The following is a 14,679-nucleotide window of genomic DNA, read 5'->3' on the forward strand; positions in this document are numbered from 1 at the left end:
CTCCAATAGGGGGCGCGGCCCCCGCTCTTTAGAGGAGCTTAAGCCCCGCTGAGACGACCGACCCGGAAACCCGTCTTGCCCAGACGGTCCTGGCTTGCCAACCCATCATCAGCTCCTCGATGTTTACGTCCAGAAGCGTGTCTTTTTCGATCGTAGTTCCTTTTAATAATATCCCCGCCCCATCGTAAGTGAGATCAGTCGTCCTGGCCGTGAAGATCGTGCCGCTTACCGACAACTTCATTACAAACTCCATTTTTGCGCGCCTCGAGCGCCTGCGCTCGGTGAAGAATACCCCGCAGTGCGGACAGCGCGCCCGCTCTGTTCCTATCTGTACGTAAAAGGCCTTGCTGCATTCCGGGCATATTCTGATCATTCGCGCTTGCCTGATAAATTTATTGACTTGCCGATGTCAATTGTTTTTCCAATGCGCCCTACAAAAATAAGGATAGCCGACGCTTTCGGCAATACAATCCATCGAAAGAATAAAAAAGGGTATTAAAAGGATTACTACCAGCGGAATAGGTGTTTGGTTGTGTGAGTGGGATTAATACCGTTGTGACAGGTCAGCGGATGACCTGGTTGAGCTCGAAGATAGGCAGGAGCATGGCAAGCACTATGAAGCCTACGACCACGCCCATGATAAGGATCAGGGATGGCTCCAGGAGGTTAAGGCTCTTTTTGATGCCGTTTTCAAACTCGGAATCATACGAGTCGGCGGCCTTAAGCAGCATCTCGTCGAGCGCGCCGCTTCTTTCCCCGACGCTTATCATGTGCACCGCGAATGGTGGAAGTACGCTTGAGTTCCTGAGGCTCATCGATAACGGCGTCCCTCCTGCGCAGTCCTGTACGGCAGACGAGAGCATGTTTTTGAAGACAAGGCTGCCGGTGACCTCTTTGGTCAGCTCCAGCGCCGTCAATAGCTGCACGCCGCCCTTTAAAAGGCTCCCGAGGGTGCGCGTCATGGTCGCTACCTGGAAGCTCATCACGATAGGGCCGAACCATGGAAGTTTCAACGCAAGGCGGTCAATATACTCCATGCCGCGACCCCGCTTTAGTTCCCGGGCCGCTATCCACACGGCTCCGGCCGTTCCGGCCAGGAGGATATGCCAGTACTTCGCGGCCATGCCGGTCGTCCACAGGAGTACAACGGTTATGAAGGGAAGCGGGGTCCCTGTTTCCTCGAATATCCGGGCTATTTTAGGTATGACGAATATAAAGAGGAAGCCGAGGACGGTTATGCCGACAATGGTCATGAGCGCGGGGTAGGTGAGGGCGGCCTTTACCTCCGCGGCTATCCTGGCTCTCTTCTCCAGGTAATCGGCAAGCCTCGGGAGCACTGTGTCGAGCGAGCCGCTCGCTTCAGCCGATACGATGAGCCCCCTGAAAAGAGGTGTAAAGATATCCGGGTGCTCCTCGAGCGCCTTGGCGAATGAGCTTCCGCCGGATATCGATTCCTTAAGGCTCTGTATCACGGCGCGTAATTTCTGGGTGGAGGCTGTATCAGCGAGAACGGAAAGAGATTCTGAAAGGTTTGTTCCGGAGGCAAGCAGTGTTGCCAGCTGCCTGGTGAAGGCCGCCAGCTCTGTTGCCTTCACACGATGGCCCCAACTTCCTTCTGCCCTGGCCTGTTTTACCTCTGTCGGGTAAAGGCCGGTATTTTTAAGCTCCTGGACAGCCTCTCTCGGGCCGGCGGCGTTTATGGTGCCGGCAACCGGCGAGCCGCCCCTGTTATACGCCCTGTAGCTGAAAGTCGGCATCGGCTCTTAATCCCCGTCGTCCCTCGTTACCCTCAGCACCTCCGCGAGGCTCGTAAGCCCCATGGCTGCCTTGGTAAGGCCGTCCTCCATCATCGTCTTCATGCCTTTCGAGACGGCGTGCCTCTTCATGGTGTCAGCGTCCTGGTTCTTGAGTATCATCGGCCTCATCTCAGGGCCCGGGACCAGGAATTCGAATATCCCGGCCCTGCCGAAGTAGCCTGTGCCAGAGCACCTTTCGCACCCGGCGGCCGCATATAGCTCTTGCGGCGGTGAAGCGAAGAGCCTTGACTCCTCCGGGGTAGCGGCGTAGCTCTTCTTGCACTCCGGGCACAGGAGCCTTACCAGCCTCTGCGCGAGTATGCCTGAAATGGATGAGGCCGCGAGGAACGGCTCTATCCCCATGTCCACGAGCCTTGTGACCGCGCTCGCGGTGTCGTTTGTGTGCAGCGTAGAGAGCACGAGGTGGCCGGTAAGAGACGCCTGTATCGCTATCTCGGCGGTCTCCCTGTCGCGTATCTCTCCGACCATTATCACGTCCGGGTCCTGTCTCAATATCGAGCGCAGGCCGTGGGCGAAGGTGAGGCCGATCTTCGGGTTCACATGTATCTGTCCGATGCCCTTGAGCTGGTACTCGACCGGGTCCTCTATGGTTATGATATTCCTCGTGGTGCTGTTGATGCTGCTTATGGCGGAATAAAGGGTGGTCGTCTTGCCGGAGCCGGTGGGGCCTGTCACGAGGATGATGCCGCTGTTGCGCGCAAGGAGCGCCTCTAAAGAAGAGACCTGCGCTGGCGTGAGACCAAGCCTCTCAAGCCTTATTATCTCCGCCTTTCTGTCGAGGATCCTAAGGACGATCCTTTCTCCGTACGAGGTTGGGATGACCGAGACCCTTACGTATACGTCCTTGCCGGCCACGAGAAGCCTGATCTTGCCGTCCTGCGGCAGCCTCTTCTCTGCGATATCCAGGCCGGCCATGATCTTCACTCTGCTGGCGAGTGCTTCCTGTATCGTTTTGGGAGGGGTGAGGACCGGATAGAGGACTCCGTCTATTCTGAACCTGACCTCGACCTCTCTTTCATAGGGCTCGATGTGGATGTCGCTTGCCCTGTCCTTGACGGCCTTGAAGAGGAGCGAGTTGAGGATCTTTATTATCGGGGCCTCTTCGGCGAGGTCGACGAGGTCTTTCGGCTCTTCCCACGCGGTGGAGATCGAATCAAGGCTAACGCTGCCGAGGCCGTCTATCACCTCCTGGGCCGAACCTGAAAGCCTGTCGAAAAACCTGTTTATCGCGTCGGTTATCTGTTTTTCTTCCGCGAATACCGGCTTGACCGGAAAACCCGTTATCCTTTCAAGCTCGTTTACCGTGAATATCCCCCTGGGCCCTGCGAGCGCCACAAGCAGATGCCCCTCCTTCACCTTGAGCGGCATGACCAGGTTCTTCTTTACGTAGCTCAACGTCACTTTTTCAAGAATAGAGGTGTCTACATACTCATCCCTGATCTCTTTTATGCGGTGAAAACCGCCTTTTGGCATGGCCTCGAAAAGATCGCTATCCATCTACGTTCACCGTCTCCTCCTGTTCGATCGAGCCGTTCTTGTCCAACCGGCCCTTGAGCGCGCCGTTCTTGTCGAACTCCCGCTGTTTCCTGTCCCTTAAGTCTTCGAGCCCCTTGAAGTCCTCTATGATGTAAGGTGTTATGAAGACAAGCAGGTTGGTCTTCTGCCGCTGGTCGGTGGTCGACTTGAAGAGCCACCCGAATAGCGGTATATCGCCAAGCAACGGGACCTTGGTAGTGTTGCTGGTATTCCTGTTCTGGATGAGGCCGCCTATGACGACCGTCTGGTTGTTCTTGACCACGACGCTGGTCTGAGCCGACCTCTTTGTGGTGATTATGTCGGCTGCGCCGCCTGTCCTTGAAGGCGATACAGCCGATATCTCCTGGTAGATGTCGAGCTTGACGAAGTCACCTTCGCTTATCTTGGGTCGTATCTTGAGCCGTATGCCTACGTCGCGCCGTTCGATGGACTGCAGCAGCGGCTGCCCCGCGGTGCCGGCCTGCCGTTCGAGGCTTGCTAGGAAAGGGACGTTCTCGCCCACCATTATCTCAGCCTCGGAGTTGTCGCTTGTTAGTATGTGCGGCGTGGAGAGGACGTTTATGATGTCCTTGAACTCCGAGAGCGAGAAGAGCACGGCGAACCCCGGCGCCGTAAGGTTGAAGCTTGTCCCGTCTGCCCTGGTAACCGGTATCGTAAGCAGGTTCCCGAGGCCGCCTATGGTAAGCCCTGCCAGCCCGTTCAGGATGGTCTGTATCGAGGAGGCGTCTATTGAGCCGACGCCGCCTATGGCGACAGGCGCGTTCTCCTTTTCTGCGGAGAGCCTGAACTTGGTGCCGAGCTCTATGGCCTTGTCAACGGTCACCTCGGTTATCATGGCCTCGACGAAGACCTGTTTCGGCCTGCGGTCAAGTTTTTCGATGACCTGCACGAGGTTCTGGTAGTCGGCAGGGGAGGCCATGATGATAAGCGAATTGGTCGCCTTGCTCGGCGTTACGCTTATCCTTCCGGTTATCTCCTGCGTTATCTGGGGCGCCCCTCCTGGCTGGGGCTGCGCTGCCTGGGCCGCGCCAGGCCTTATAAGGGCGTCGATGACCTTGGCCAGGTCCTCCGCGTCCGCGTTTTCCAGATAATATACGTTTATGCGGCTGCTGGCCTCAGGGGGCGGCACGTCAAGCAGGTTGATGAAGTCCCTGAAGAACTCCCGGTCGGAGACCGAATCAGAGAGTATTATTGCGTTCAGCCGCTCATCTGGCGTAATGGTGCTCTCCAGGTTATCTCCGCGCCTTATGCCAGTCCTCCTCTGTTCTTCCCTCCGGAGTATCCCGGCTACGGCGTCGGCTTGAGCGTACTTGAGGTATATGACCTCCGGCGCTTTCACAACCGACGGCTCGTCTATCGACTTGAGTATCGCGAGTATCTTCTCTATGTTCTGTGCTGTGTCGACCAGCAGGAGGGCGTTTCTTGTGCCGAAGACAGATATCTGCCCGTTCTTCGACACGAGCGGCTGGACCGCCGAGAAGGCGTCCTGCACCGAGATGGTGTTAAGCGGTATGAGCCTTACTATGTACTCGTCAGGCCTGACCGAGCCAGGGTCGCGCACGACCCTGGTGCCGCTCTGCTTGGCGGCGGATGACTGGATTATCTTGTAGTAGCCGTCGGTGGGTATGACGGTAAAGTTCTTTAGCTCAAGCGCCGAGATAAAGAGGTTCAACGCTTCGTCGCTCGTAAGCTTCCCGGGGGCTATTATTGTGACCTTCCCCCGGAACGTTTCGTCGTAGATGAAGTTCCTCCCGGTTATCTCGCTCATTATCTTGACGAGGGAGGATATCTCTACGTCGACGAAGTTCAGGGTGATGTCCGCGGCCCTGCCCTTTTTCTGCCCTTCTGATTTCTGCGAGTAGGCGGGCTCGCATACGAGCATGACCGTCAAGATGATAAGGAATAGATGAGCCGTTATTTTGTCGAATTTCATATACCTCATCGCGGGGTCCGGATGCGCTCTTTTGCGGCATGGGTTGGGGAAGAATTCGTAAGCGGCTAATACGGCTGTGAACGGGCGCTCAACAGGACGAAACGCTATAATTATAACACACAATTTTCGGTGCGGACTATGCATCTTACCTTATCGAATAATGAAAGCTTTTCGGCTTTCCCTGCCTGATGATGTCGAGGTCTATCGCCTCTTGCCCCTTTAAGGCAGCCAGTACCTGTACCGCCTTTTCCGGGGAGTCTATCCTGTAGCCGTTTATGCTGGTGAGGACGTCGCCGTTCTTAAGTCCTATGGCGTCGAATACGCCTTTGGGCTTTATTTCGGTCAAGAGAAAGCCCTGGACGGCCCCGTTTGATACGTTGGGGGTAAGCCTCGCGTCCGAGAGTACCCGGCCCATGTCGCTAACCGCGTTCTCGACCGCCTTCTGGTCAAGGACCCACGAGCTCTCCGAGAGCTGTTTCGTGTATGTCCTGGAGGCGCTCTCTCTTTTCTCCGCGCTCTCCCGGCCCATCATCGTGAGGCCCGGAGGTATGGCCTCCTCGAAGACCGTGAATGTGACCTCGCTTGCGCCGGTAGAGATGACGGCCTTGTCCCGGCCTATTTCAGTGAGCACACCGGAGCCAAAGACGGTGTCACCGGCCTTGAAGACCTCCTGCCCCCCGCCAGCCTTCTCGAATACGGCGAAGGAGCGTCGCCCGGAGTATGTTCCAAGGAGCTTCAGGTCTGAAAGGCCCTGGGCGGAGGCGACGGAGGCTTCCAGGAGGTCGATCTTCGTAAGTTTTTTCGCTGTTCCCGGGAAGACGCCTTTTTCGACAATGGCCGAATATTCCTCGAAGGCCGGCTCATTGGGCCCAAGCGTCTGTTCCGGCGCGGCTTTCGGCTTTGTCTCAGGCGGGTACATGAGGACAAGATAATCCCTTGCCAGCAGTCCAAGGACCGGAAAGACCGCCACGGCGAGGAGGATGTTTAAGAACTTAAGCCTGGACATCTTGGGACTTCTCTTTCTTCCGAAGGGCGCGACAAGGTCATCTTTTCCTGTAGAGCGCCTCTTTTACCGTCGTATTCCTGATCGAATAGGTTATAAGCTGGGACCTTGTGGTTATTTCCAGCTTTTTGAATATCCTGTGGAGATGCGTCTTTACCGTATGCTCGCTTATCCTGAGCTTCTCGGCTATCTCCCTGTTCCGAAGGCCCCTTCCTGTAAGGGCCACTATCTCTTTTTCCTTGGGAGATAGAACGCCCTTGTCCTTTTTGAGCTTGTTCACGCTCCAGAGGAGGTCATTTACCGTGGCCTTGTCCATCCATACGTCGCCAGCGGCAACCGATCGAATGGCCTTTTTAAGGACCGGAAGCGTTGCCTGTGAAAGGAGGACGCCTTTCAGGCCATTTGTCACTATGGCTGAGATGATGTTGTCTTTACCGCAGTCGGTATCGAGTAAGATGAACCCGTTCTGTCTTGAAGGGTCGAGGGTCTGGAATGCGCCGTACAGTGTAGGGAAATCGGTCAGTATGACATCGGCCGATGCGATGTCCTCAGGGGTAAGTTCGGTCCCGGCAAAGATGTAGTCGGTCTCAAAATCCTCCACGTCATCCAACAGCCTGGTCACACCTTCAGAGAAAAGGTTGTTGCTGAATGCGACCATCACTCTGATGCTCATCAAAGCCCCACCTCTTTTATTGTTGCGACTTTTTACAGATCAAGGCAACAGCCGGCACAATACGGCAGGACTACCGCGACATCACTGGAGACTGGTATTATTCTTTCTACATCACCTTCTTTCCATAAGTGCCGCACCATGGTGCAAAGACCGCGGGCATCAAAGTAAATTGTAACAAATCCCGCGCGATTTTCAAGTGCGCATCCTTTGATCCTCTGCGGTGGTGCGTAAAGTTCTTCCTGGAATACGGCTTCCTGGATCTCCTGTGGCCTCTAAAACCTCGATTTTTGGCAAGCTGGTCTATTCCAAGCATAATTAACTGAAATACGTTAAAATCGAATATGAGAGGGGGCTTTGGCGATAAAAATGGACAGGAGCAATATGAAAAAAAATATAGACCGTTTTTTCGCGCCAGCCATTTATCTTGTAAATCGCCTTAAGTACCTCCATAAATTTCTCCTGATAAGCGCTTTTTTCTCCATACCTATCGCTGTTTCGATGTATCTGTTGATACAAAACAACATACACTACTGGGAAGACTTTACCCAAAAGGAAGTCCATGGGGTGCAGTACGTCGATTTTTTAAGGCACCTCCTCGAGGACGCTCAGACACACAGGGGCCTCTCGATGCTCTATCTGGCCGGGGAAAGGGCGCCGGTCGCAAGGAGGCTTTCAGAGAAAGGCTCCGATATCGACGATGGTATGAACAGGTTCGACCCCCTTGCCGGGACGCTTGAAGAAGGTAGTAAAAAACAATGGAAGGCGGTAAGGGAGAGTTGGCGGGCCGTTAAGCAGGCCGGGCCGCTTACCGCTTCCGAGACATACAGGGCGCATAACGTCGTCGCGGACAATCTGACCCTCATGATAGAGATGACGGCCTATGATAATAAGCTCATTCTCGACCCGGACCCCGATAGTTATTTCCTGGTCAACCTTATGATAAGAGAGCTTCCACGGACGACCGACCATGTCGGGAGATTAAGGGCTCTTGGCTCTTACGCGCTTGGCAAGAGCCCTGGCGTCGATAATGAAGAGCTCATGTACGGGATCGGGGCGGCAAAGAGCAGGCTCGAGTCCCTTGAAGGAGAGCTTGCGATAGCGGAGACACTGCCGGAGTTCAAGGCAGATGCCGCTTTGGCGGTCATAAAATCTGACCTGGGGCTGATAAAATCCAGGTCAGAAGAATATCTCAAACTCGTTGACGGGATCGTCCACGAGAAAAACCATGGGATCACGCCTCTGGTTTTTTTTGACGCCTCGACCAGCGAGATACTCCTGCCTGTCTATAAAAGCTATGACGCATCAAAGGGCGAGCTCTTGAGACTGTTAGCGGCCCGAATGAAATCACTCGAGCGCCAGAGTTTTTTCGCGTGGAGCGCGACCATAACAGTGCTTGCCGCGGTCCTGTACCTTCTTGCCGGGTTCTATCTGTCGGTTATACGCACTGTCTCCAGGCTGGGTGTCTCCACAAGGCAGATGAGCCGCACCGGATTGCCTGAGATAATAACGCTTGAGAGCAGGGACGAATTGAACGAGGTCGTCATGCGTTTCAACGAGGTCGCGGTGGCGCTACGCCGGAGCCACTTGATACTGTTGCTTTCCGAGCGGCTGGCAAAGGTCGGGAGCTGGGACCTCGACATGGCTACCGGCTCGATGCACTGTTCGCCAGAGGTCTACAGCATCTACCAGGCAGACCCTGTGAACGCACCGAACCCAAGCCTGCTACTGTTGCTCCGGGGTGTCCATCCGGATGACGCGCAGATGGTAAAAGACAGGATACAGAAAGGGGCGAGCGCCGGTAATATCCCTTTGTTCGAGTACAGGCTGAGATTACAGGACGGCTCGATTCGGTATCTGTCCTGTGAAGGTACTTCAGCTACTTACGCCCCCGGCGGCACGGCGAGCATGACGGGGTTTGTCCAGGATATTACCAACCGGAAAAAAACTGAAGAGGAGCTTCGTGAGGCTCTTAAAAAGGTAAAGCAGTTGAGCGGGCTTCTGCCGATATGCGCTTCATGCAAGAAGATAAGGGACGACGAAGGCTATTGGGAGGCGATCGAGATGTATATAGAAAGGCATTCGGAGGCGGAGTTCAGCCACAGCCTTTGCGACGACTGCGTTAAAAAGCTCTATCCTGATTTTTATGATAAAAACCATAACAACAAGGACAGGAAATGAAGAGGGTGGGCCTGGCGTGATTTAATGATATGTTGATTTTACACTTGACATTGTTCCTTCCTGTAGCTATTATTGCTCATTAACCTTGACGCCATTCGGTCGGTGTCAGCTGTGTCTTGGTTGGCATCCCTTTTCAACCTCACCCAGAATAACTTAAACGATCTCGCCTAGACCGACCCATACCTGGGTAGGCTGATTCAGGAGTATTTTTATGTCTTTTGATTCTCTCGGCCTCAAGGCCGAACTGCTCAGTGCCGTTGCGGCTCAGGGCTACACCGTTCCGACGCCTGTACAGGCCAGGACTATTCCCATTATACTCGAAGGCAGGGATGTGCTGGCCGGCGCGCAGACCGGCACAGGCAAGACAGCCGCCTTCACCCTGCCGATGCTGCAGATACTGAGCGGACAACAGGAGGGGACGAGGGGCCGGACGCCCAGGGCGCTTGTCCTTACCCCGACGCGCGAGCTTGCAGCCCAGGTTGCCGACAGTGTCAAGACCTACGGCAGGGACCTTCGCCTTCACTCGGCTGTCGTTTTTGGCGGAGTAGGCTTTCAGCCGCAGGCAGACCAGCTCCGGCGCGGGGTCGATATACTGGTCGCTACCCCGGGGCGCCTTCTTGACCATGCCGGGCAAAGGACTGTCAACCTTTCAAAGATCGAGATACTCGTCCTTGACGAGGCGGACCGCATGCTGGACATGGGCTTTATCCACGACATAAAAAGGATAATAAAGCTCCTTCCTCTGAAGCGGCAGAACCTGCTCTTCTCCGCTACGTACTCTGACGAGGTCAGGGATCTTGCCGAGGGGCTCTTGAATAACCCGGAGATGGTAGAGGTCGCGCGCAGGAACACAACGGCTGAGACTGTCAGGCAGGTAGTCCATCCTGTAGGCCATTCACGCAAGAGGGAGCTCCTTACGCACCTTATAAAGGAAGGGGATTGGCGCCAGGTGCTGGTCTTTACCCGTACCAAGCACGGCGCGAACAGGCTTGCGACACAGCTGTTGAGCGACGGCATCAACGCGACAGCCATACATGGGAACAAGAGCCAGGCCGCGCGCACGCGCGCGCTGGCTGACTTCAAGAAAGGTTCGGTCAGGACACTTGTGGCTACGGATATCGCCGCCCGTGGCCTTGATATCGACAGCCTTCCTCATGTAGTCAACTTCGATCTCCCGCACGTGCCTGAGGATTACGTCCACCGCATAGGCCGCACCGGGCGGGCCGGGGCGGACGGGATGGCGCTCTCCCTTGTGAGCTCCGAGGATCAGCCCTTGCTTCACGGCATCCAGCGTCTGCTTGGGCGCAAGATCACGGTAGAGGAGGTGGCGGACTTTAAGCGTGAAGCCGCGCATACGTCTGCTGCCGCTCCTTCTGACAGGCAGACTGAAATCCTGCATCTCCGCCCCAAAAGGGCGGGAGGCTTCAGCCGTCAGCCCTCTCGCAGGCGCTGAGTAAAAGTTCTCTCTTCTAAACTCAAAAAAAGACCCGCCTTTTATGGCGGGTCTTTTAGTTTGGATTATCTGTAGAGTATCCCCGGAGGGCCGTCTGGCTGGGCAGGCTCTTCGTCAAAAGGGGAGAGATCGATGGAGGGGACCTCTTTTGGCTTTTTCTCCATCGGTGCCTCGGCATATAACGCGGCGCTAAGGCGCGCAAGGTCGTCTGTTCTCAGCTTTTCGAGCCTCTTTATCTTATCGGCAAGCAGATCTTTTTTGCGCCCGGCTGTTTTGTTCTTAAGTACTTCGATCGACTCAAGCACATTGCCGGTATATGAGCTTACGGCCTCAAAGACGCTCGCATGCCGCTTAGGGCCAGGCGGCTCGGTTATCCTGATCTCCTTAAGCACCGCGGCGGCCTTCTGCACTGCCGCCTGGGATGGCCCTGTAAAGCCAGAGCTATTCATTAATATAGTTGCTTCTTTATTGAAATTCTCTACAATGTTAATAGCCGTTGTTACGGCGTCACCCTGGGCCGGAAGGTCGGCTGGCAGGAGCAGAAAAACAAGTAAAAGAAGGGCCCTTATCATGTCTCGCAGTATATATGCTGCCTTTGGGGCTGTCAAACAGGCATGAAAAACGATATCAGGCAAAGGCTTTTCATAATAGACGGAAGCTCTGTGATGTACAGGGCCTTCCACGCGATACCGGCCACCTTTTCCACCTCGAAAGGCCTGCCCACGAACGCGGTATACGGCTTCATGCAGTCCTTAAGGAAGATACTTAACGACTTTAAGCCCGAGTACGCAGTGATAGCCTTCGACGTCAAAGGGCCTTCTTTCAGGCACGCGCTTATGCCAGGCTACAAGGCCGATAGGCCGCCCATGCCCGACACTTTAAGCGTCCAGGTGCCCTACGTTAAGCGCATAGCGAAGGCTTTTAACGTGCCAACCCTTGAGATGGCCGGTTTTGAGGCCGACGACGTCATAGCCACTCTTGTAAAGAAGTTCGAGGCCATGGGAATTAAGCTCGCCATCATAACCGGCGACAAGGACATGTACCAGCTCGTTGACGAGAATACCGTTATACTCGATTATCTAACCGAAAAAGAGTACGGCCCAGATGAGGTGAAGGAGAAGTTCGGGGTAGAGCCTCAACGCATAAAGGACCTGCTTGCCCTTTCCGGCGATACATCGGACAGCGTGCCAGGGGTCCCTGGGGTAGGCTTCAAGACAGCCGCCAAATTACTGGCTGAGTATGGTTCTGTTGAAGGAGTTTTTGACAATATAGAGAGCATTTCCAAGCCTAAGTTAAAGGAAAGTCTTAAGGCAAGCAAAGACCAGGCGCTTCTTTCTCTCCAGCTCGTTACCCTGAATATGGACGTCCCCATCGAATGCGCCCTCGAAGAGATCAAGTACTCTGGGCCGGATTATGCCGCCCTCGAACCACTATTAAATGAGCTTGAGTTCAGGAAGGTCTTGCATGAGATACTCCCTCGGGCCCCCAAGGTCGAGGAAGAGGGGCTCGATCTCGTTGCCATAGCAGGCAAAGAGGCCCTTGCCGGGCTTGTGATGGAGACAGCGGCCCTTAAAACTCTCTCGGTCACGCTGTCGCTAACCGAGGAAGGGTTTGGGGGGAAGCTCAAGGGGGTCGCCTTCGGACTCAACGATAAGACGGCCAGGTATGTGCCTGTCGTATTGGGCGGTCTTACGGAAGATGAGCTTCTTGAGGCCCTTAAGCCTCTTATCGAAGACCCCGGGATAATAAAGCACACAGACAGTTCAAAGGCCCTCTATCTGTATTTCAATAAGATGGGCATAGAGGTGAGGGGCATAGATATGGACACCTCTCTGGCCTCTTACCTTGTGAACCCTTCGAAGCCGGACCACTCGATAAGCGCGCTCGGCTATGAGCTGCTGGGGCTGTCGCCTGAAGAGTTGAGGGGCGGTGTGGATATCGCGATAGAATCAAGGGCCGAATGTAAAAAGGCGTGTAATATACTTAAGATCGCCGAATTACTTAAGGCTGAGCTTCAAGGCAATGGCCTCTGGGACCTTTACATTGACATGGAGCTTCCGCTTGCCAGGGTATTATCTGAAATGGAGGCGTTGGGCATAAAAGTCGACAGAGAGAAGCTTCTGCTCATCGCGAAAGAGATAGAGATCGAGCTATCAAGCCTTGAAAAGCGGATCTACGCCGCGGCTGGCATGGAGTTCAACATAAATTCGCCAAAGCAGCTCGCGGACCTGCTTTTCGACAGGCTCAAGCTCAAGCCCGTAAAAAAGACGAAGAAAGGGTACTCTACGGACGAGGAGGTTTTGACTCAGCTCGCTTCCGTTCATGAGGCGCCCCGGCTCATCATAGGCTTCAGGCAGCTTTCAAAGTTGAAATCTACCTACGTTGACGCGTTAAGCGCCCTTGTAAACCCCGCGACCGGAAGGGTCCATACCTCGTTCAACCAGACTGTCACCGCTACCGGGCGCCTTTCAAGCTCCAGGCCGAATATGCAGAATATCCCTATAAGGGGCGAGATGGCCGGCAGGATCAGGGAGGCCTTTGTCGCCGAGGCAGGCTACTCTTTCGTCTGCGCCGACTACTCGCAGATAGAGCTTCGTATAGTCGCGCACCTTTCTGAAGACCCGTTGCTCATTGATGCCTTCATGAAGGACGAGGACGTGCATACAAGGACCGCGAGCGAGGTATTCGGCCTCATGCCGGGCCTTATCACCACGGAGATGAGGAGGAGGGCCAAGGCCATAAACTTCGGCATCATCTACGGCATGGGCCCTTTCGGCCTCTCTACCGAGCTCGGCATCTCGATGAAGGAAGCCACAGATTACATCAACAGGTACTTTGACCGCTACAGGCTAGTAAAGGATTTTATCGACAGGACCGTGGCTGAGGCCGCCGAAAGGGGGTACACAAGGACGGTATTCGGCAGGCGCAGGTTCATCCCGGAGCTTAAAAGCCCGGTGGAATCGACCGTGAGGCTCGGCAACAGGCTTGCGATAAACACCCCCATCCAGGGTTCGGCGGCGGACATGATTAAGGCCGCGATGATAAGTATCTCGGCTGCCTTGAAGGATAGGCGGATGAGGACAAGGATGCTCCTGCAGATTCACGACGAGCTGATATTCGAATCACCCTCTGAAGAGGTCGATGATGCCAAAGAGCTTGTAAGGGCTGAAATGGAAGGCGTGGTCGCGCTCAAGGTCCCTGTAAAGGTCAATATAGAGACCGGGCCGGACTGGAGGAGCGTCGAGTAACCCTGAGCTTTGAAGCCATATGGGTTCACCGGTCCTTTGTAAATAGTCAGGTCGCCATGCAAAAAGGTCTTGACCTTGATTTTTATTAAAGTTAAAATTTATCAAAAATGTAACCATGGCATTTTTTGAAGCTTTGCACGCTTAGCTCAAGCCTCCAGGGACCTAAATATATAGCAGAATATTAAAAAAAGCTCAGGCCCGGGTCTACCCAGCCCGGCATTTTAACAGTGTCAGCGCAAAAAAAACAGAGATGGCCTTGATGAACGACGTCAAAAAACCGTACACTACAGGCGCGGTCGCTTCTTACTGTCACGTTACCATAAACGCGGTAAAGAAGTGGATAGCCTCAGGAAAGCTTCTTGCGTTCAGGACCCCGGGAGGTCATTTCCGCGTAAACAGGGAGGACTTCATCAGGTTCCTTGAGCGGTACAAGCTCGAGATAAAAGAGGAGATATTCCCGGACAGAAAAAAGGTCCTTATCATCGACGACGAGCAGGATATCAGGGAGTTCATCAAGGGCGCGCTCGAGGCCATGGGCAACGGCTTCCTTGTAGAGACGGCAGGTGACGGCTATGAGGCCCTCATAAAGGTTGGGGACTTCAAGCCCGAACTCCTTGTCCTTGACATACGGATGCCGAAGATAGACGGGTTCGAGGTCTGCAGGCGCATAAAGCATGACAGCAGCACAAGCCAGATAAAGATACTTGCCGTTACCGCCTACGGCAAGGAGGACATCGAACGTATTATCCAGTGCGGGGCGGACTATTGCCTTCCCAAGCCCATCAAGCTCAAGGATTTCCAGAAGAACGTCCAGAGGCTCTTAAAGTAGCGGCCGGTC

10 protein-coding genes and 1 pseudogene are annotated in these 14,679 nt (G+C 54.5%); 4 read left to right on the forward strand and 7 right to left on the reverse strand.

All coding sequences use genetic code 11. From position 1 onward, the window contains the following. Positions 1-28: 28 nt before the first annotated feature. From A2V21_301005 to A2V21_301030, 6 genes are all read right to left on the reverse strand, one after another. On the reverse strand, positions 29-373 hold the full coding sequence (locus tag A2V21_301005) for a hypothetical protein (protein ID OIJ72957.1): 345 nt from the start codon (positions 371-373) through the stop codon (positions 29-31). A 190-nt stretch (positions 374-563) separates the two neighbouring features. Further along, positions 564-1,757, reverse strand: coding sequence for a hypothetical protein (locus A2V21_301010; GenBank protein OIJ72958.1), 1,194 nt, complete (start codon positions 1,755-1,757; stop codon positions 564-566). 6 nt (positions 1,758-1,763) lie between these two features. Beyond that, a complete protein-coding gene (locus A2V21_301015) occupies positions 1,764-3,314 on the reverse strand; it encodes a type II secretion system protein GspE (protein OIJ72959.1) in 1,551 nt (516 codons plus the stop codon). Beyond that, entirely contained in the window at positions 3,307-5,295 is a 1,989-nt protein-coding gene (locus A2V21_301020; GenBank protein ID OIJ72960.1) for a type II secretion system protein GspD, read from the reverse strand. Before A2V21_301020 ends, A2V21_301015 begins: the two co-directional genes overlap by 8 nt. Before the next feature lie 136 nt (positions 5,296-5,431). Further along, positions 5,432-6,292, reverse strand: coding sequence for a hypothetical protein (locus tag A2V21_301025; GenBank protein OIJ72961.1), 861 nt, complete (start codon positions 6,290-6,292; stop codon positions 5,432-5,434). A 37-nt stretch (positions 6,293-6,329) separates the two neighbouring features. Then, a complete protein-coding gene (locus A2V21_301030; protein OIJ72962.1) occupies positions 6,330-6,962 on the reverse strand; it encodes a hypothetical protein in 633 nt (210 codons plus the stop codon). Between the two features lie 354 nt (positions 6,963-7,316). Between A2V21_301030 and A2V21_301035 the strand changes: the two genes are divergently transcribed. Continuing rightward, entirely contained in the window at positions 7,317-9,140 is a 1,824-nt protein-coding gene (locus A2V21_301035; protein OIJ72963.1) for a hypothetical protein, read from the forward strand. Between the two features lie 211 nt (positions 9,141-9,351). Next, positions 9,352-10,458, forward strand: a pseudogene (locus tag A2V21_301040) (hypothetical protein). A gap of 200 nt (positions 10,459-10,658) precedes the next feature. Here the strand turns inward: A2V21_301040 and A2V21_301045 are convergent. Next, on the reverse strand, positions 10,659-11,165 hold the full coding sequence (locus tag A2V21_301045) for a hypothetical protein (GenBank protein ID OIJ72964.1): 507 nt from the start codon (positions 11,163-11,165) through the stop codon (positions 10,659-10,661). Between the two features lie 42 nt (positions 11,166-11,207). Here A2V21_301045 and A2V21_301050 point away from each other — a divergent pair, with 42 nt between their 5' ends. Both A2V21_301050 and A2V21_301055 read left to right on the forward strand, forming a co-directional pair. Continuing rightward, positions 11,208-13,841 (forward strand): DNA polymerase I, encoded by a 2,634-nt coding sequence (locus A2V21_301050; GenBank protein OIJ72965.1) that lies wholly within the window; start codon positions 11,208-11,210, stop codon positions 13,839-13,841. Positions 13,842-14,091: 250 nt separating this feature from the next. After that, a complete protein-coding gene (locus A2V21_301055; GenBank protein OIJ72966.1) occupies positions 14,092-14,670 on the forward strand; it encodes a hypothetical protein in 579 nt (192 codons plus the stop codon). The last annotated feature ends 9 nt before the right edge of the window (positions 14,671-14,679 follow it).

The sequence above is a fragment of the Deltaproteobacteria bacterium GWC2_55_46 genome (assembly GCA_001595385.3).
Lineage (GTDB): Bacteria > Desulfobacterota > GWC2-55-46 > GWC2-55-46 > GWC2-55-46 > UBA5799.

Excerpts from the sequence above, each read along its gene's own strand:
- A2V21_301055 (OIJ72966.1), top strand. The coding sequence starts at position 14,092 with ATGGCCTTGATGAACGACGTCAAAAAACCGTACACTACAGGCGCGGTC.
- A2V21_301015 (OIJ72959.1), bottom strand. The coding sequence starts at position 3,314 with ATGGATAGCGATCTTTTCGAGGCCATGCCAAAAGGCGGTTTTCACCGC.
- A2V21_301030 (OIJ72962.1), bottom strand. The coding sequence starts at position 6,962 with ATGAGCATCAGAGTGATGGTCGCATTCAGCAACAACCTTTTCTCTGAA.
- A2V21_301045 (OIJ72964.1), bottom strand. The coding sequence starts at position 11,165 with ATGATAAGGGCCCTTCTTTTACTTGTTTTTCTGCTCCTGCCAGCCGAC.
- A2V21_301020 (OIJ72960.1), bottom strand. The coding sequence starts at position 5,295 with ATGAGGTATATGAAATTCGACAAAATAACGGCTCATCTATTCCTTATC.
- A2V21_301010 (OIJ72958.1), bottom strand. The coding sequence starts at position 1,757 with ATGCCGACTTTCAGCTACAGGGCGTATAACAGGGGCGGCTCGCCGGTT.
- A2V21_301005 (OIJ72957.1), bottom strand. The coding sequence starts at position 373 with ATGATCAGAATATGCCCGGAATGCAGCAAGGCCTTTTACGTACAGATA.
- A2V21_301025 (OIJ72961.1), bottom strand. The coding sequence starts at position 6,292 with ATGTCCAGGCTTAAGTTCTTAAACATCCTCCTCGCCGTGGCGGTCTTT.
- A2V21_301050 (OIJ72965.1), top strand. The coding sequence starts at position 11,208 with ATGAAAAACGATATCAGGCAAAGGCTTTTCATAATAGACGGAAGCTCT.